We start from the raw sequence: 18,004 nt of genomic DNA on the forward strand, positions 1-18,004 counted from the left end.
GAATTCAGCAAAAAACCCCAACCTTTCGGTTGGGGTTTTTTGTCGTTTTCTGATCACTGACGCTTAGTGGGAAACAGCTTCAACATTGACCTGAAAATCAAAGCTGAGGCTGTCATTTACCAACTCAACCTTCACAATTCCCCCGTCAACCAGTGAACCGAACAGGATCTCGTTGGCCAGGGGTTTCTTGAGGTGCTCCTGGATCACCCGCCCCATAGGTCTGGCGCCCATGGCTCTGTCATATCCCTTCTCTGCCAACCAGTGGCGGGCACGCTCGGACACCTCGAGAGAAACTCCCTTCGCATCCAGTTGAACCTGCAATTCGACAATAAACTTGTCGACCACCTGATGAATCACCGTCATATCGAGATGGTTGAACCAGATGGTGTGATCAAGCCGGTTACGAAACTCCGGACTGAAGGTCTTGTTGATCACCGCCATGGCATCGTGGCTCAAATCCTGTTGCTGGAAGCCAATCGATTTACGCTGGGTCTCCTGCACACCTGCGTTGGTAGTCATCACCAAAATCACGTTACGGAAATCCGCCTTGCGCCCGTTGTTGTCGGTCAGGGTGCCGTTGTCCATCACCTGCAACAGCAGATTGAATACGTCCGGGTGAGCTTTCTCAATTTCGTCAAGCAACACAACGGAATGAGGATGCTTGATCACCGCATCAGTCAGCAGACCACCCTGCTCAAAACCGACATAGCCGGGAGGCGCACCAATCAGACGTGAGACGGTGTGACGTTCCATGTACTCGGACATATCAAAGCGCAGCATCTCCACACCCAGCGCCTTGCCAAGCTGCTGGGTGACCTCGGTCTTGCCTACCCCGGTCGGGCCAGCGAAGAGGAAGCAACCAACCGGGCGACGCTCGTTACCCAAACCTGAACGAGAGAGGCGAATCGCATCGGTCAGCACCTCGATGGCTTTATCCTGACCAAAGACCACCATCTTCAGATTGCGCTCCAGGTTCTTCAGTACTTCTTTATCTGAAGAGGAGACTGATTTTTCCGGAATGCGGGCGATCTTGGCCACAATGGACTCAATTTCCTGCACATTGATCACTTTCTTGCGCTTGCTCGCAGGCAGCAACCGTTGACCGGCGCCTGCCTCGTCGATCACATCGATCGCCTTGTCGGGTAGGTGACGATCATTAATGTACTTGGCAGAGAGCTCGGCAGCTGCACGGATCGCCTTGGCGGTATAGCGTACGCCGTGGTGAGCTTCATAGCGACTCTTGAGCCCCATCAGGATGCGAGTGGTGTCATCGATAGTCGGCTCGACAATATCGATCTTCTGGAAGCGGCGGGCCAGCGCACGGTCTTTCTCGAAGATCTGGGCATACTCCTGATAAGTGGTGGATCCCACACAGCGGAGCAAACCATTGGAGAGCAGCGGCTTGATCAGGTTGGCTGCATCCAGCTGACCACCGGATGCCGCACCGGCACCGATGATGGTATGGATCTCGTCGATAAAGAGGATGGCCCCTTCCTGACGCTCAATCTGCTTGAGCAGTACCTTGAGGCGCTTCTCGAAATCCCCACGGTATTTGGTGCCCGCCAGCAGAGAACCCATATCCAGCGAATAGATGGTACTGCCCGCAATCACCTCGGGGACATCCCCCTTGACGATGCGATAGGCCAAGCCTTCTGCAATAGCGGTTTTGCCCACACCCGCTTCACCCACCAGCAGCGGGTTGTTCTTGCGACGACGGCAGAGCACCTGAATGGTACGATTGAGCTCCTGATCACGGCCAATCAGCGGATCGATGCGCCCTTCCAGCACCAGCTGGTTTAGGTTGGTGGCAAAACTCTCGATCTGGGCGGCCGAGACATCATCATCAGACTCGGGATTGTTATTGCTGCCGAGATCAGGCTTGCTGTCCTTGCGAACCCCGTGGGAGAGGAAATTGACGACGTCGAGACGGCTGATCTCGGCTTTTTTCAGGAAATAGGCAGCTTGTGACTCCTGCTCACTGAAGATAGCAACCAGCACGTTGGCGCCGCTGACTTCGGTATTGCCGGAGGATTGCACATGGAAGACGGCACGCTGCAACACGCGCTGGAAGCCCAGTGTCGGCTGGGTTTCCCGATCTTCATCATCGCGCGGTATGAGCGGAGTAGTTTGGGTGATGAATGCGCGGATCTCCTTGCGCATCTGCTCAACATCGGCACCACAAGAGCTCAGCGCCTCATGGGCTGAACTGTTATCCAGAAGGGCTAACAACAGGTGCTCGACGGTCATGAATTCGTGGCGCTCGTCGCGGGCCAGTTTGAAAGCCTCGTTCAGCGTCTTTTCTAGATCTTTATTCAACATAGGCACCTCCCCTAGTACAGCTACAATGTGGTGTCACACTCGCCATCAAGTCATCAGATTCAAGCCTTTTCCATAGTACAGAGCAGTGGATGTTCGTTGTTACGTGCATAGGTGTTGACCTGGACAACCTTGGTTTCGGCGATCTCTGCGGTAAACATGCCGCAGACACCCTTACCACTATAATGCACACTCAGCATGACCTGAGTCGCCTTGTCCAAATCCATACCAAAGAACTTTTGCAGCACCTCCACCACAAACTCCATGGGCGTGTAGTCATCGTTGTTCAACACAACCTTATACATGGGTGGCGGCTGCAGCTTTGTTTTCTCTGCTTCTGCAATCTCTTCATTAGCAAAGAGTTCTTTCTGCTTGCTCATAATCGCGCTTTGGTACCTCTAGATTACTACCGTCTAACACAAGGTTGTCAATAGACTTGTTAACCAGATCACATCAGCTGTTAACAACTTCTTGACTCGCTCAAAAGTTAGACTAGATTGGTTACTTGCTAATCTGTGCCCGTCTGCTATGGGCCCATGTCCCTAGTTATAAAGGGCTGGCGCAGGTTACTCAACGACTTCTGGGTAATCAATAAAAGGATGTAGAAGTATGGCAACCGGCACAGTTAAGTGGTTTAACAACGCAAAAGGATTTGGGTTTATCTGTCCGGAAGGGGGCGGTGAGGATATCTTCGCTCACTACTCCACGATTCAAATGGAGGGCTACAAGACCCTGAAAGCGGGTCAGGCTGTCAATTTTGAACTGCAACAGGGGCCGAAAGGAAATCACGCCTCTGTGATTGTGCCAAACGAAGCACAAAATATGTAAATAACACCCGTTGGATAAATAAAAAACCGGTTCCTCTCTGAGCAACCGGTTTTTTATTGTCAGATTTCTGGCGAGTCCTGCCTCCTCACGGGATCACAGGGTTATCGCCAGCCTGATCAGTCGTGATATTCACTACAGGCGATCAGGGTATTTTCCATCAGGCTGGCGACCGTCATCGGGCCCACGCCACCGGGTACCGGGGTAATGAAGGAGGCATGGCTGCGCGCCGTCTCAAACTCCACATCCCCGACCAGCGAGCCATCAGCCAGGCGATTGATGCCCACATCGATTACCAGAGCCCCCGGTTTGATCCACTCGCCCGGGATGAAGTTGGGCTTGCCGACTGCGACAACCAACAGATCGGCACGGCGTACCTGATCTTCCAGATCCCGGGTAAAGCGGTGACAGGTCGTGGTTGTGCAGCCCGCCAGCAGCAATTCGAGAGTCATGGGACGCCCCACTATGTTGGACGCTCCCACCACGACAGCATGCAGACCGTGCGTCTTCACGCCGGTGGTCTCGATCAGCGTCATGATCCCTTTCGGGGTGCAGGGGCGCAGCGCCGGAATACGTTGGGCCAGACGACCGACGTTATACGGGTGAAACCCATCTACATCCTTGTCAGGCTGGATCCGCTCCAGCACCTGAGTGGTATCAAAGTGATCCGGCAACGGCAACTGAACCAAAATGCCATCTACGTGGCTATCCGCATTCAGCTGATCAATCAGCGCCAGCAGCTCTTCCTGACTGGCAGTGGCACTCAGGTCATAGGAGCGGGAGAGAAAACCCACCTCCTCACATGCCCGGCGTTTGCTGCCGACATAGACCTGAGAGGCGGGATCCGCCCCCACCAGAATGACTGCCAGCCCAGGAGCCCGTTTCCCTGCCGCCAACCGCTGTTGGACTTGCGCCGCGACCTGGCTGCGAATCGTTTGCGCAACCTGTTTTCCATCTATGATTTTGGCAGACATCGTTCTCCACTCACCATGTGTTCAACTGCCGCGCATTGTCGCATTTTTTTAGCCGGGATGTTAGCGGCAGACGCACGCCAGACCGGTAGCGGGCAATAAGTAGGCACTTGAATTTACTGGGGGAAAAAGTCGTTGACGCTGCCCCTTACGCTTGGCTATGATGCCCGCCCGTTGCCCAGTACGACTCATGTCGATATGCTGGTCAGGGATTTTCGGTGATTAGCGCAGTCCGGTAGCGCATCTGGTTTGGGACCAGAGGGTCAAAGGTTCGAATCCTTTATCACCGACCATGTTCATCGACTCGTCCTTAAGACGTGTTGATACAAAGCGCCCTTAGCTCAGTTGGATAGAGCAACGGCCTTCTAAGCCGTGGGTCGCAGGTTCGAATCCTGCAGGGCGCGCCATTGATGTTCCCCAATCCTTCTGGATTGGCGAGCGTTGATGAAGATTTCAGTGGTGGCTGTAGCTCAGTTGGTAGAGTCCCGGATTGTGATTCCGGTTGTCGTGGGTTCGAGCCCCATCAGCCACCCCATTATTCTGTCGATAATCGCCGCAAGGTGATGTCCATCGAACTGGTGCAGCGACCTTCTGGTCAGTACCATAAAAAACCGGCCAAGGCCGGTTTTTTGTTTTTCACTCGACAGCGCCTTGCCTTGTCTGCAAGGTCATCCTCCAGCTCGATAAACGCGGCTCTGCCCATTTGTCACGATGTGCGCCTCCCCATCGATACACACAGCCACACTCCCCCACACATCAGCCTGCCCGGTTCTTTTTCTGTATTTCCCAGGCGCCATTGATATGCTGATCGCTCTTCTTCTCTCCTGCTTTCCGTTGGAGCTTTTCTATGCAACGCATTCTTTTTGTCGAAGATGATCCCGAGATTGGCCAGCTCATCAGCAGTTGGCTCGGTCGCCACGATATGGACGTGATCCTTGAGCCCAGAGGAGATCTGGCACTGGCCCGGGTCGAGGCTGAACAGCCCGACCTGGTGCTGCTCGATATCATGTTGCCGGGGCAGGATGGCATGTCCCTCTGTCGGGATCTGCGGCCGCGCTTCGACGGCCCCATCGTAATGCTCACCTCGCTGGATAGCGACATGAACCAGATCCTAAGTCTGGAGCTGGGCGCCAACGACTACATCCTTAAAACCACCCCGCCCCCCGTGCTACTGGCCAGACTGAGGGTGCAGTTTCGCCAGCACCAGCAAGCATCAACCCAACCGGCCGCCACCAGCTGCGTTCCCCAGCAGCTGCAATTTGGTCGGCTGCGGGTGGATGGCCCGGGGCGAGATGTGCGGCTCGATGGCGAGAGCATTGCTCTCTCGACCGCCGACTTTGATCTGCTGTGGGAGCTCGCCTGCCACGCGGGCCAAATCTTGAGTCGGGAAGCCCTCTTTCGCAGCTTGCGCGGCCGGGAGTACGACGGTCAGGATCGCAGCATGGATGTGGCCATCTCCCGCCTGCGCCGCAAACTGGGTGATAACCCCGACAACCCGACCCGGATCAAGACGGTGCGCCAGAAAGGCTACCTCTTCGTCCCCCACGCCTGGGAATAACCCTCATTCGGGAGCACCGCCATGCGCCGTCTCTTTATCCAGTTCTATCTGTTACTGATCGGCTGCTTCACCCTGGCCATCCTGCTGGTGGGCGTGGTCTATCAGGTGACCGCCGAACGGGCGGGTGATCGCTATCTCGAACGCATGATGCAGGGCTCTCTTGGCCTGTTGACCGGCGAGTTGGCAAGAACCCCGCCAGAGCGCTGGCCCGATCGACTGGCCGAGCAGAGCAGTCAGTTTACCCTCCCCCTCAAGATCGGCGAGCTGGTGCACCAGCCGCTGGCCAGCGAGGATCAAGCCTTTCTGGCTGCCGGCAACATTGTCATCGTCGAGGAGGATGACACCTTCCTGCAGCGCATCCCCGATACCGACCGGGTGCTGATTGTCGGCCCTGTACCCTACCTCTCCTACCTGCACGAGCTGCACTGGGTCGATGTGGGGCTGCTGCTGGTGATCGGCCTATCCCTTGGCCTGCCCATTCTTCTCTGGTTGCGTCCCCACTGGCGCGGATTGCAGCAGTTGGAGCAAACCGCACGTCGCGTAGGCGATGGGGATCTCTCCTGCCGAACCAATCTGCCACCGGGCAGCAGTCTGGCCCGGGTGGGACGCACCTTCGATCAAATGGCGACCCAATTGCAGGCCATGATTGCCAGCCGCAAGCAACTGACCGATGCCATCGCCCACGAGTTGCGCACCCCGCTGGTCCGGTTGCGCTATCGGCTTGCCATGCTCGATCCTGCCCCTGCCGAGCAGGAGCAGCAGGCGCTGGAGCGAGATCTGGGAGCGCTGGACGCCCTGATCGAAGAGATGCTCACCTATGCCAGGCTGGATAGACCCGAGCTGCCGTTGCAGCGCGACGAGCTGGAGCTCAGTCACTGGGCACAAGCGCATCTCGGCGACTGGCAAGCGCTGGCACCCGAGAAGAGGCTCACCCTCGATCTGCCGCCACGCCACATGCCCTGGTGCGGCGATCAGCGTCTGCTGACGCGCGCGGTGGAGAACCTCATCGGTAATGCCCTGCGCTACGCCGAGAGCGAGGTTACCCTCTCCATCTCGCGGCTGCAGGAGAACTATCTGCTGGAGGTGAGCGACAATGGGCCGGGGATCGATCCGGCGCTGGCGCCCCAGATCTTCGAGCCGTTCGTACGCCTTGATCAGAGCCGGGATCGTCGCACCGGCGGCACCGGACTGGGGCTGGCCATCGTGCGCAGCATTGCCCGTCATCACGGGGGGGATGTGGCGTTGCTGGCCAGTGACCACGGCGCCCGCTTCTGCCTCACCCTGCCTGTACATTTGGATACAAACCGTCACCAACCGCTCACTGAAGGGCCGCTGCAACCGTCATAGGATGACTGTCATGGAGAACGCTCCATAACATCAACCCGAATAAGGAAATTGAACATGAAAAAGATCATTCCCCTGACCCTGGCTGCCGTCTTCGCCCTCACTTCCGGTTTCACCATGGCGGCTACTCCGACCAAGACAGCCACACCGCAGGCGACCCAGACCAAGGTGGTGAAAAAACACCATAAAACCACCCACGCCAAGACCCCTGCCGTCAAAGTCGCGCCGAAAACCAAGTGATCCAACCGGTCACTGTATAACACAGAGGGAGGCTGACGCCTCCCTTTCCATCTCTTCCCGAAATTTTCCTGACGAGCGTCTCCCTCGTCCAAACCGGATCCACGACCCGGCTCCCCCTTTGCGGGAAACGGTCAATGACCACAGGAACATGGCATGTGGCGTCATCTGTTTAAATGGCTCGGCCCCTTGTGCAGTTTGCTGCTGCTCGGCACCGCACTGACCGTGCTGTATCACCTGACCCAGGCATGGCACTGGCACGATATTCGTGTGGCCATCTGGTCCCAACCCCTGCCGCGACTGGCGGGGGCCCTGTTGCTGACCCTGCTCAGTTATGGTTGCCTCTGCAGCTATGACATACTGGCGCTCCATGCGCTGGGCAAGCGCCTTCCCTGGCAACAGGTCAGCATCACCTCCTTTATCGCCTACACCTTCTCCAACACCCTGGGATTTGCCCTGCTGACCGGCACCTCGGTACGCTATCGCCTCTACTCCGCACTGGGGCTCGCCACCGGGGAAGTGGCCCGCGTGGTGCTGTTCTGCTCCATCACCTTTTTCCTCGGCCTGCTGGCGTGGGGAGGTGGCGCCCTACTGACCTGCGATGTATCACAGCTGCTGCCTGACTGGCCGCAGTGGGCAGATACCCTGCTCAGGCTGGCGGGCGTCATGGCTCTGCTGTTGGTGGCCAGCTACCTCTGCTGGCCCACACACCGTCTCTCCTGGCGGAAACACACCCTGACCCTGCCGGGCTTTCGGATACGTCTGTTGCAACTGTTGGTCGCGCTGGCCGACTGGATGGCCGCCGCCGCCATGCTGTTTGTGCTGTTGCCTGCAGATAGCGTCCCCTACCCTGTGCTGCTCAGTGCCTTCGTGCTGGCCAGCTTCCTCGGGGTACTGGCCCACGTGCCGGGCGGGATCGGCGTGTTCGAAGCGAGTATGAGCCTGCTGCTGGCCCACTACCTGCCGGCCGACAAGCTGCTCGCCTCGCTGCTGCTCTACCGCTGCATCTATTATCTGCTTCCCTTTCTCTGTGCCCTGCTGCTCTTTGCGAGTCAGGAGATGCTGCAACAAAAAGCGCGCTGGCAGCGGCTACAGGGGCTGATGAGCGCAGTGCGCGAATTTCTGCCTGCCCTTATCAGCATGGGCACCTTCGCCGCCGGCAGCCTGCTGCTCTGCTCGGGGATGATCCCGACCATGCGCAGCCACATCGAGGTGTGGCTGCAGGTGTTGCCGCTCCATCTGCTGGAGCTCTCCCACGTGCTCGGCAGCGTGAGCGGTATCCTCCTGATCCTGCTGGCGCGCAGCCTCTATCGCCGTCACGACGCCGCGTTTCGCATCACCCAGCTGCTGCTGGCTCTGGGTATCGCCTTCTCCCTGCTCAAGGGGGGTGACTGGGAGTCAGCCCTGATGCTTGGCAGCGTCCTGCTCATCATGACCCCCTGCCGCTCCCTCTTCTATCGCAAGGGGTCGCTGCTCTATCCCCAGTACACCCCGGGCTGGCTCATTTCAGTCGGCGCCGTGCTGCTGGGAGCGCTGTGGCTGCTGCTCTTCTCCTACCGTCAGGTGGAGTATGACCACGCCCTCTGGTTCCACTTCTCGCCCCACGGCGGGGCTGCCCGCGGCCTGCGCGCCATGGGGAGCGTGGTGGCCGTGCTGGCCGTGGCCGGGGTTGCCCAGCTGCTTGCGCCGCTGCGCGTGGTCGGTGAAAAACCGGACAAGGAGACGCTGGCGCGCGCCCACGAGCTGGTGGTGCGCGAAGGGGGGATCCACGGCTACCTGGCCCAGTTGCAGGACAAGTCCCTGCTGTTCCATCCCGCCGGTGACGCCTTCCTGATGTATGGCATCGAGGGCAGCAGCTGGATTGTGATGGGGGATCCGGTCGGTCGCCCCGAGCAGATCGAAGAGCTGCTCTGGCAATTTCGCGAGCGGTGCGACGAGCACGACGCCAACCCGGTCTTTTATCAGGTCTCGGCCCGCTATCTGCCACTCTATCTGGAGCTCGGGCTGATCCCCTTCAAGCTCGGTGAAGAGGCGATGGTCGATCTGGCTACCTTCGATCTGGCGGGCAGCCGCCTGCGCAACCTGCGCCAGAGCCACGCCAAGGGCAAGCGGGAAGGGTTGACCTTCGAGGTGGTCGAGGCAGGTGCCGTGGCCCCCCTGCTGCCCAGATTGCAAACCGTCTCCGATACCTGGCTGCAGAGCAAGATGGGCAAGGAGAAGGGCTTCTCGGTCGGCCGTTTCGAGCCTGACTACCTGACTTTGAGCCCGGCTGCGCTGGTATGGCACGAGGGGCAGATCGTCGGCTTTGCCAACCTCTGGGTGAGCGATAGCAAGGAGATGCTCTCCATCGATCTGATGCGCTACAGCCTGGATACCGGCACTGCCCCCATCATGGATTTTCTCTTTGTCGAACTGCTGCTGTGGGGCAAGGCGCAAGGGTACGCCAGCTTCAATCTGGGGATGGCCCCCATGTCCGGCTTCAACGATCACCCGCTCGGCAGCTACTGGGCCCGCCTTGGCAATACCCTGTTCATCCGTGGCAGCCGTTTTTACAACTTTCAGGGGCTCAGACGCTACAAGGAGAAATTTTCGCCCCGCTGGGAACCCCGCTACCTGCTCTGCAGCAGCAAGCTGGTACTGCCCAGAACCCTGACTCACCTGATCACCCTGATTAGCCGCGGCCCGTTGGGGCTGATCAAGAAATAGGAGCATGGCCAATGAGAGCCCTGATTTTGCTGTTACTCAGTCTCGTACTGCCCGTTTCATCTTTTGCGGCGCATGCCGCCCCGGTCAAGGATGACCTGAGCCTGATTGAGCTGTCGGTCAAGCAGCCATCCGACGCCCCCATGGTGGTGTTTCTCAGCGGCGATGGCGGCTGGGCGGCCCTCGACAAGGGGTTGAGCGCCCAGTTTCAGCTGCACGGCATGCCGGTCGTGGGCTGGAGCTCCCTCACCTACTACTGGAAGAAGAAAACCCCGGAGCAGGTGACCGCCGATCTGGAGCGGATCCTCGACGATTATCAAGCCCGCTGGCAGCGCCCCCGCTGGCTGCTGGTCGGCTTCTCGTTTGGTGCCGAGATTGCCCCCTTCGTCATCAACCGGTTGCCGGAGCACTATCGTCAAGGGCTGGTCGGGGCCGTGATGCTCTCCCCCTCCACCAGCTCGGATTTCGAGATCCACGTCAGCGACATGCTGACCCACAAGACACGTAGCTACCCGACCGAGCCGCAGGTGAAGACCATCCGCGATCTGCCGATGCTCTGCCTGCAAGGCGCCGATGACGATGACGGCGACCGCCTCTGTCCCCGTCTCAACCAGCCCAACGTCACCAGCATCACCCTGCCGGGAGGACACCATTTTGACGATAACTACCCCCAGCTCTATCAGGCCATCACCAAGCATCTGAACCTGCCCCCGGACCCACTGACTGTGGAGCATTAACCCGTATCACCACGGAATGCCTTTCAAGTGCCGAGCAGGGCAAATCAGCGAGCAATGAAAAGGGCCTCTCTTTCGAGAGGCCCTTGTACTGAATTGGGCGGAAACTTTAAAAGGCTCGACCAATGGATTGGCCGTGGCGTCAAGGTCACCAAGGCATTTCACTGCGATTGCCCAAGCGGCTCAGCCTGATGCGCCATCAAGAACGAAGATTCGCATTCCTATGCCAGCAACCACGCTGGAGATTGCTCCGTAAAACAAAAGCCCTGATGTTTCCATCAGGGCTTTGCAATGTGGCGGTGAGGGAGGGATTCGAACCCTCGATACGTTGCCGTATACACACTTTCCAGGCGTGCTCCTTCAGCCACTCGGACACCTCACCAAATTTTGGTCTGTGGTTTAACGTGTTCAGCCAACACGGAGTTCGCTACGCTGTTGAGCTGGAACGGGGCGTAATTTAGGGGAAAGCCCCGCCCGCGTCAACGGCTTTTTTCACCTGGCGAACCGTTCGAACACTTAATGCACAGATTCCGGTGCGACCTGGATTTCCGGCAGGTTGAGGAAGCCGGAACGTTCGCATTCGGCAACCAGTTCGTGGGTTGCGGCGATAGTGCTTTGCACGAACAGCAGGAACTGCTCGACGCTGAGTCCGGCCTTGGTAAAGACGGTGTGGCCGACAACCAGCCGCGGCAGGTTGTCATCGATGATATCGAGGAACACCTTGAGGGAGGGGTACTGCATATTGAGTCGGCCCAGTTCGGCAACCAGCGGCAGCATTGCGGAGGGGCGCACTTCCAGCTCGGAGGAGAACAGCAGGCCTTCCTCTTCCACGAAGATCCGGCTCTCCTGAATACCATCGACCGACTGCAAAGAGACAATGTGGATACCGTGACACTGGTCGCAGACATAGTGCTCGATACGAGCCTGTTGCAACCAACGCATTATCATTTCGGAGCTGGGGATATTCATCATTTCCACGACAAGATTGGGATCAAGGGGCGCAGTCTAAACCAATTTGCTATCAACAAAAAGCACGCCAACCCGATAACCCTGCGGCTCGCTTCTTTTTGGCAAGCGCTATGCATATACTCAGCCAAATCCACGATGACGCTTGCCCCACAGGGGGCCCCATGACTATCCAAGAAAAGTATCGCCTTCATCTGAAATCACTCTCGGATGAGCTGCTCACCCTGCAAAAACCCATCCGCATTCTGGATGCCATCAAATGGCCACGCCATCTGCAGGATCGCTTTCTGGCAAGCGGTGGCAGGGAGCTGCCCGCTATCGACAGGCACTTCTATGATGCCCTCCCCCTCGGCTTCGATCCGCGCAACAAGTATCTGGAGCTCAAGGAGCTGCGGGACCGGATCCGCAGAAAACTGGGGCCACAGGACGATCTTGGCCGGATCCTTCAAGAGACGGTCGATCAGTACATGGTGGTGATCGAGATGCTGCGCCAGCGCGGCCAACCCGATTTTCAGCGTTACAGCCAGCTGCTTTATGGCTCTGCCAGCGATCACCTGCGCGGGGATCGCAAGACTCTCAAGGAGCTGGGCGCCCGCCTGTGCGATATCTTCTCCCTGCCCGGCGCCCGCCATCTGGTGCGCCCCTACCCCAAGGAGTTCGAAGGAGAGGCCGCGGTCGCCAAACTGCAGGGCAAGCTGTCGAGCTACTTCAGTGACGGCACTGTGCAGGTGAAGCTGAGCGATGGCATCGTCTCCGATGCAGCGGCCGGTGGCGACTACATCAAGCTCAACTCCCACGCCCGTTTCTCCGAGCTGGACTTGCAGGTGCTGGAGGTACACGAGGGGTGGGTCCATGTCGGCACCACCCTCAACGGTCGCCAGCAGCCTTATGCCACCTGGCTGAGCGCCGGTTCACCGCGGATCACCGCCTGTCAGGAGGGGCTGGCCGTCCTGATAGAGACCCTCACCTTCAGCTCCTTTCCGGATCGGGCCAAGCGTATCTCCGATCGGGTGATGGCCATCGACATGGCCGAGCGCGGCGCCGATTTTATCGAGGTGTTTCAGCATTTCGTGCAGCAGGGCACCAGCGAGCACGACGCCTACAAGATCACCCAGCGGGTCTTTCGTGGCGGCATGGTGGGCGGCGGAGCCTGCTTTACCAAGGATCTCTCCTACGTGCGTGGCTATGTGGAGACGGTCAATTTTATCCGCAGCGCCGTGCTGGAAGGGGTGCCCGAGATCCTGCCAATGCTGTTTGTCGGCAAGGTGACGCTGGATGACATTCCGGTGCTCTATCAGCACTATCTGGAGGGGCTGATCGCCGCTCCCCGCTATTTGCCGCCGATGTTTCGCGATCTCACCGGCCTCTATGTCTGGTTCGGTTTTGCCTCCGGCATGTCACTGGTCGATATCGGCCGGGTACAGCACCATTTCCGCCAGCTATTTCAACGCCTGCCGGTGGCCGACCCCATCATTGCGCCGGTGGATATCGAGATCGACTGAACCGCAGAGAAGCAAGCAGGAAAATAAAAAGGGCGCCAGATTGGCGCCCTGCTCGACGATTCAAATATCGCAGCCGAATTACTTGTAAGCCCGACCTTCGAGATAGTGTTTGCGACAGAGCGACACATAGCGATCGTTGCCGCCGATCTCCACCTGTTCGCCATCACGCATCACCTGCCCCGCTTCGTTGACCCGGGAGTTCATGTGAGCCTTGTTGCCACACCAGCAGATGCTCTTCAGCTCTTCAAACTTGTCGGCCAGACAGAGCAGATGGTAGGAGCCCGGGAACAGCTCGCCGCGAAAATCGGTCTTGAGGCCATAGGCCATCACCGGAATATCCTGCTCATCGACGATGCGGGCCAGCTGGTAGACCTGCTCACGGGTCAGGAACTGGGCCTCGTCCACGATAAAGACATCGATATGTTTCTTCGCATGGCGCGCTTTCACCATTTCAAACAGATCGCAGCTGTCGCTGAACACGTCCACCTTCAGTTCAAGGCCAACCCGGGCACTGATCACCCCGACCCCGAAACGGTCATCGATGGCTGGCGTCATCGCCAGAGGATGCATGCCCCGCTCCAGATAGTTGAAGTGCGCCTGAATGAGCTGGGTGGATTTGCCTGAATTCATGGTGGCAAATTTGTAGTGCAGTGAAGCCATGATACTGTTCCGAAACTGAATTTATGGGGCGCATGCTAACCAAAGCCCCTGACAAAACCAAGGGGCCCGCGGGCCCCTTGCTCTATAAATGTTACGCGGTGGCCAACACTGGCCGCGCTTTGGCCTTTTTCAGGTGATAGCCGGTAAAGAGCACGAACCAGAGGGCACTGACACTGAAACCGGCCAGGCTGGAGTGCATCAAGCCCATCGCCAGGTAACCGATGGCCGCGCCGAAGGCGATGGCCAGTGCATAGGGCAGCTGGGTCATCACGTGATCGATGTGATGGCAACCGGCACCGGTGGCAGAGAGGATGCTGGTGCTGGAGATGGGTGAGCTGTGATCCCCGAACACCGAGCCAGCCAGTACCGCAGCCAGCATCGGCAGCATCAGGCTGATGTCGCTGGCGGCGGCCATGTCACCGGCCAGCGGCAGCATGATGCCGAAGGTACCCCAGCTGGTGCCGGTGGCAAACGCCATGGCACAGGAGAGGATAAAGACCACAGCAGGCAGCACTTCGATCGGCAGGTTGCCGTTAGCCAGCGAAGCCAGGTACTTGCCGGTCTCCACGTCACGCACCACGGCACCTATGGTCCAAGCAAACAGCAGGATGTTGATGGCTGGCAGCATGGCCATGACGCCCTGCGGAGCGGCCTTGATCCAGTTCTTGGCTCCCAGCTTCAGGCGCATCGCCAGACCGATGGAGACCACCAGACTGCACAGGGCACCGTAGACCAGCGAAGAGCCGACGTTGGTATTTTCGAACGAGCCGAGCACGCTGAAGGGCAGCCCTTTCTCGCTCAGCACCGCAGCACCGGAATCGATCATAAAATAGATGGTGGCGGCGGTCAGGGTCAGGATCGGCAGTACCATGTCGATCATGCCGCCGTTGCTCTCCTCCGGGCTCTCCATATCCAGACCGATGGGGCGGCCCTTGGACTCATCCCACAGCTTGCCTTCCAGCGCCCACGCTTCGTGTTGACGCATCGGGCCGATATCGAGTTGGAATGCAATCACCACCAGCACCATGATCAGGGTGAAGACGGCGTAGAGGTTCATCGGGATCATCTCGACAAATGCCGCGATGGGGCTCTGTTCAGTCAGACCGTGTGCCGCCATGATGCCGCCAACCAGAGCGATGATATAGGCGCCCCAAGAGGAGATGGGCATCAGCACGCAGACCGGCGCCGCGGTGGAGTCCAGCAGATAGGCCAATTTGGCACGGGAGATCTGGAAGCGGTCGGTCACCGGACGGCAGATGGCCCCCACCGACAGGCTGTGGAAGAAGTCATCGATAAAGAAGGCAAACACCATCATGCCAGTCAGGGCTTTGGCGCCCTTGCGGGTCTTGGCACGACGCTCGGCCCACTCGGCAAAGGCACGGGTCGCCCCGGAGACGCTCATCAGGCTGATGAGGCCACCCAGCAGCAGCATAAACAGGATCATGTTGACGTTGTCACGATTGAGCGCGCCATCGACCCAGAAGATCTTGAGCACGGTATTCAACATGTAATGCAGGGATTCGAGGGGTGAAAACTGATTGAGCAGCAAACTGCCGGTGACGATGCCCACACCAAGGGACAGCAGCACGCGGCGGGTCATGATCGCCAGCGCGACAGCCAACAGGGGGGGAAGAACGGACCAACCGGAGTCGGCGAAATGACTAATGTCCATGATCTCTTTGCACCTAAAGATTACAGGTGGAGATCTACCGAGAGGATCTAAAGAAACAAAACCTATGGGGAGGTTATACTCCTCAGCCCCTTCAGGTAGCGCTCCATAGTGGATGACTATGGCAGTCCTGCACCTATTAGATGCAGAACCAGCAGCCCGGTATGATGGCCTGGCCACTTCGGCGCTGACTCCTTTCCTTGTGCATCACAGGCATCACCCTCCGCACAAATACTCATAGGCAGCGCGCCTCTACTTAAAGGTATTCGCCGCATATTTTATCGAGATGGCAGCTTATAGCAAGTTTTTTGATTAAATAGTCACGATAAACATATCAAGGTCGAAAAATGGTAGTCAAATGATGCAACAACACCAGTTTTGACGCTATTTTCACCTGCTGCGGTTTCATTGGCATCCAATCTCCAAGCCTATTGCAGGCCATATTAAATATCTGTATTGATGTTCCCCACGGATATTATATTTAACCCGGCTTGACTTATTTAAATCACCAAGCAAGAATCAGCTGGAACATAATATTTTTCTCTGACTCGACGTGGTAACTCCTATGAATGAATTTTTAAAGGTACTGCTTAATATCCGCAGTCTGCGTGCGACCTGCCGCGAGCTTTCTCTGGAACAACTGGAAGATGCACTGGAAAAACTCTCTACTATCGTTGCTGAACGTCAGCAGGATGAAGCTGCCGAGCGTCAGTCCCGTGAAGAGCATCTGCGGAAAATTAACGAATATAGCGAAATGCTGAAAGCCGCCGGTATTGACCCGGCAGAATTGGTAAGCGCTGTCGCGACCAACCCCGGCAAATCAGAAAAATCCAAGCGGGCGCCACGTCCGGCCAAATATCGCTATCAGGATAATGGCGTAGAGAAAACCTGGACCGGCCAGGGCCGTATGCCTTCGGCTATTGCCAGCGCAGTAGCAGCAGGCAAATCACTGGAAGATTTTGCTATCTGATCTCAATCTCGTTGCTAATAAAAAACCTCGCCAAGGCGAGGTTTTTTATTATCACTTAAATGTGACATATCAGATAGCCGATTACGGGCGATCTGCTGCCTTGACCCACAGCACTTCACGATCCCCTGCCACGCAGATGAGATAGCGGGCAACGGTAAAGAACCAGTCACTCATCCGGTTCAGATAGGGCAGCACCTCGGGATTGACCCGCTCTTCCCGGCTCAATGTCAGCAGCAAGCGCTCGCAATGACGCACCAGAGTACGCACCACATGTGCTTGCGCCGCGGCACGGGAACCACCGGGCAATATAAATTGGCGCAGCGGCGGCAATGGCTCACTATAACGATCTATCTGCTGTTCAAGGCGAGTGGTCCAGGCGGCATTAACTTGCCAAATTGATTCATTCTGGGCGTCGCTGGAGAATGCCAACTCCCCCCCCAGATCAAACAACTCCTGTTGCAACAGCTGTAAATCAGCCAATAAACCGATCTCTTGCGACGGCACGTCACAAATCAGCAAGCCAATATGGGAGTTGAGCTCATCGATATAACCGTAGGTCTCGACCCTCAAATGATCCTTTGGCAACTGGATACCATCGGCCAGCCGGGTCATGCCCTTGTCGCCCTGCCTCGTATATATTCTCATACCGACATCCTGTTAATAATGGGAATAATCATGGACTCGAGTCCATTGAGTTTGATTTCGTAAGCCAGCGCCAGCGTCTGGCCCAATTTACCCGCCGGAAAACCGCTGCGCGCCATCCACACCAGATAGGGCTCGGGAATATCGATGATACGCCGCCCCTGATATTTACCGTAAGGCATCTTGTTGGTCAGAGTCAGCAGCACCTGCTCGTCGGATAGCCAATCCATATTAATCGATATCCAGATATTTATGAGTCTGGATTGAGAGTCGCCAGTTACGCGCGATACAGGTATCCATCGCCAATTGGGTGGCCCGTGGTTTCTGGCTGATCGGCTGCAAGGCAATGACCACATCAGGGCGCAGGGTAGCGGTAGCGAGCAGCGTATCCAGCTCTTCAATATGGTGCTCGGTGGCCACCGGATGCTTGATCTCGTTGGCCCGCTCCAGCGCCGAGACCAGCACAGGCTGCCCCCCTTTCATGCCAATTTTGGGGGAGACGGTCACCCAGGTCTGCTCATGGGTCTTGATCACGCTGGTGCCACTGGTTTCAATCTGCACCTGATAACCCGCCGCCAGCAGGGCTGACGAGAGTTCGTGCAGATCGTAGAGGCAGGGCTCGCCACCGGTGATCACCACATGGCGCGCCTGATAACCCAGATCGGTAAAGCTCTTGATAATCTGCGCGGTGCTGAGTTGGCTCCAGCAATCGGATTCGTTGGAGCGATCCAGCACCGCTGCCTTACCCACTTCTCGAGCCGGATCAACAACCCAGGTATGACGGGTATCGCACCAGGGGCAGCCCACCGGGCAACCCTGCAGGCGAACAAAGATGGCGGGCAGGCCGGTAAAGATGCCCTCCCCCTGGATGGTCTGAAAAATCTCGTTGATTGGGTAGTGCATCTCG

The 18,004-nt window shown here is 57.6% G+C and carries 17 protein-coding genes, 4 tRNA genes and 1 riboswitch; of the genes, 11 read left to right on the forward strand and 10 right to left on the reverse strand.

Going from position 1 to position 18,004, the window contains the following annotated elements:
- Nucleotides 1–63: 63 nt before the first annotated feature.
- Entirely contained in the window at nt 64–2,319 is a 2,256-nt protein-coding gene (clpA, locus tag I6L47_RS04485) for an ATP-dependent Clp protease ATP-binding subunit ClpA (RefSeq protein ID WP_005337110.1), read from the reverse strand.
- A 59-nt stretch (nt 2,320–2,378) separates the two neighbouring features.
- On the reverse strand, nt 2,379–2,696 hold the full coding sequence (gene clpS / locus I6L47_RS04490) for an ATP-dependent Clp protease adapter ClpS (RefSeq protein ID WP_005337111.1): 318 nt from the start codon (nt 2,694–2,696) through the stop codon (nt 2,379–2,381).
- Nucleotides 2,697–2,925: 229 nt separating this feature from the next.
- On the opposite strand from clpS, the gene cspD reads away from it, so the two are divergent.
- On the forward strand, nt 2,926–3,144 hold the full coding sequence (gene cspD, locus I6L47_RS04495; RefSeq protein WP_005300025.1) for a cold shock-like protein CspD: 219 nt from the start codon (nt 2,926–2,928) through the stop codon (nt 3,142–3,144).
- 116 nt (nt 3,145–3,260) lie between these two features.
- Here the strand turns inward: cspD and folD are convergent, their stop codons facing one another.
- Nucleotides 3,261–4,115, reverse strand: coding sequence for a bifunctional methylenetetrahydrofolate dehydrogenase/methenyltetrahydrofolate cyclohydrolase FolD (gene folD, locus I6L47_RS04500; RefSeq protein WP_005346435.1), 855 nt, complete (start codon nt 4,113–4,115; stop codon nt 3,261–3,263).
- Between the two features lie 213 nt (nt 4,116–4,328).
- Here folD and I6L47_RS04505 point away from each other — a divergent pair.
- The 8 genes from I6L47_RS04505 to I6L47_RS04540 all read left to right on the forward strand — a co-directional run bounded on the left by I6L47_RS04505 (nt 4,329) and on the right by I6L47_RS04540 (nt 10,691).
- Nucleotides 4,329–4,405: transfer RNA gene (locus I6L47_RS04505), tRNA-Pro, on the forward strand.
- A gap of 37 nt (nt 4,406–4,442) precedes the next feature.
- Nucleotides 4,443–4,519, forward strand: a tRNA-Arg gene (locus I6L47_RS04510).
- A 52-nt stretch (nt 4,520–4,571) separates the two neighbouring features.
- Nucleotides 4,572–4,647 (forward strand) — tRNA-His (locus I6L47_RS04515).
- Nucleotides 4,648–4,959: 312 nt separating this feature from the next.
- Nucleotides 4,960–5,670, forward strand: coding sequence for a two-component system response regulator RstA (rstA, locus tag I6L47_RS04520; protein ID WP_216948766.1), 711 nt, complete (start codon nt 4,960–4,962; stop codon nt 5,668–5,670).
- Between the two features lie 21 nt (nt 5,671–5,691).
- Nucleotides 5,692–7,017, forward strand: coding sequence for a two-component system sensor histidine kinase RstB (rstB, locus tag I6L47_RS04525; RefSeq protein WP_216948767.1), 1,326 nt, complete (start codon nt 5,692–5,694; stop codon nt 7,015–7,017).
- A 54-nt stretch (nt 7,018–7,071) separates the two neighbouring features.
- The gene (locus I6L47_RS04530; protein WP_076494658.1) at nt 7,072–7,254 is read left to right on the forward strand and encodes a hypothetical protein; all 183 of its coding nucleotides are present in this window, start codon (nt 7,072–7,074) and stop codon (nt 7,252–7,254) included.
- A 153-nt stretch (nt 7,255–7,407) separates the two neighbouring features.
- Complete coding sequence (gene mprF, locus I6L47_RS04535) at nt 7,408–9,957, forward strand: bifunctional lysylphosphatidylglycerol flippase/synthetase MprF (protein ID WP_216948768.1); 2,550 nt, start codon at nt 7,408–7,410, stop codon at nt 9,955–9,957.
- 11 nt (nt 9,958–9,968) lie between these two features.
- A complete protein-coding gene (locus I6L47_RS04540; protein WP_216948769.1) occupies nt 9,969–10,691 on the forward strand; it encodes a virulence factor in 723 nt (240 codons plus the stop codon).
- 291 nt (nt 10,692–10,982) lie between these two features.
- Here the strand turns inward: I6L47_RS04540 and I6L47_RS04545 are convergent.
- Together I6L47_RS04545 and I6L47_RS04550 are read right to left on the reverse strand one after the other, a co-directional pair.
- Nucleotides 10,983–11,070, reverse strand: a tRNA-Ser gene (locus tag I6L47_RS04545).
- Nucleotides 11,071–11,204: 134 nt separating this feature from the next.
- Nucleotides 11,205–11,660: a YbjN domain-containing protein gene (locus I6L47_RS04550; RefSeq protein WP_005337119.1), complete on the reverse strand. Its 456-nt coding sequence runs from the start codon at nt 11,658–11,660 to the stop codon at nt 11,205–11,207.
- Between the two features lie 158 nt (nt 11,661–11,818).
- Here I6L47_RS04550 and I6L47_RS04555 point away from each other — a divergent pair, with 158 nt between their 5' ends.
- Nucleotides 11,819–13,156: a flavohemoglobin expression-modulating QEGLA motif protein gene (locus I6L47_RS04555; RefSeq protein ID WP_005337120.1), complete on the forward strand. Its 1,338-nt coding sequence runs from the start codon at nt 11,819–11,821 to the stop codon at nt 13,154–13,156.
- A 78-nt stretch (nt 13,157–13,234) separates the two neighbouring features.
- On the opposite strand, the gene I6L47_RS04560 is transcribed toward I6L47_RS04555, so the two are convergent.
- Both I6L47_RS04560 and I6L47_RS04565 read right to left on the reverse strand, forming a co-directional pair.
- The gene (locus I6L47_RS04560) at nt 13,235–13,816 is read right to left on the reverse strand and encodes a thymidine kinase (RefSeq protein ID WP_005351181.1); all 582 of its coding nucleotides are present in this window, start codon (nt 13,814–13,816) and stop codon (nt 13,235–13,237) included.
- Nucleotides 13,817–13,907: 91 nt separating this feature from the next.
- A complete protein-coding gene (locus I6L47_RS04565) occupies nt 13,908–15,488 on the reverse strand; it encodes a Na+/H+ antiporter NhaC family protein (protein WP_005359896.1) in 1,581 nt (526 codons plus the stop codon).
- Nucleotides 15,489–15,576: 88 nt separating this feature from the next.
- Nucleotides 15,577–15,748: riboswitch (Lysine riboswitch) on the reverse strand.
- 302 nt (nt 15,749–16,050) lie between these two features.
- On the opposite strand from I6L47_RS04565, the gene I6L47_RS04570 reads away from it, so the two are divergent.
- Nucleotides 16,051–16,455, forward strand: a complete 405-nt coding sequence (locus tag I6L47_RS04570) for an H-NS family nucleoid-associated regulatory protein (RefSeq protein WP_216948770.1) — start codon at nt 16,051–16,053, stop codon at nt 16,453–16,455.
- 81 nt (nt 16,456–16,536) lie between these two features.
- Here I6L47_RS04570 and I6L47_RS04575 read toward each other — a convergent pair whose 3' ends face one another.
- From I6L47_RS04575 to queE, 3 genes are read right to left on the reverse strand one after another with little or no spacing between them, the layout of a single operon-like run.
- A complete protein-coding gene (locus tag I6L47_RS04575; RefSeq protein ID WP_216948771.1) occupies nt 16,537–17,100 on the reverse strand; it encodes a cob(I)yrinic acid a,c-diamide adenosyltransferase in 564 nt (187 codons plus the stop codon).
- Nucleotides 17,097–17,327 carry a DUF3820 family protein gene (locus tag I6L47_RS04580; protein ID WP_005337126.1) on the reverse strand — a complete coding sequence of 77 codons (231 nt, stop codon included), beginning with the start codon at nt 17,325–17,327 and terminating at the stop codon, nt 17,097–17,099. Before I6L47_RS04580 ends, I6L47_RS04575 begins: the two co-directional genes overlap by 4 nt.
- 1 nt (nt 17,328) lies before the next feature.
- Nucleotides 17,329–18,000, reverse strand: a complete 672-nt coding sequence (gene queE / locus I6L47_RS04585; RefSeq protein ID WP_216948772.1) for a 7-carboxy-7-deazaguanine synthase QueE — start codon at nt 17,998–18,000, stop codon at nt 17,329–17,331.
- Nucleotides 18,001–18,004: the final 4 nt, after the last annotated feature.

This window comes from Aeromonas sp. FDAARGOS 1417, from assembly GCF_019046985.1.
Lineage (GTDB): Bacteria > Pseudomonadota > Gammaproteobacteria > Enterobacterales > Aeromonadaceae > Aeromonas > Aeromonas veronii.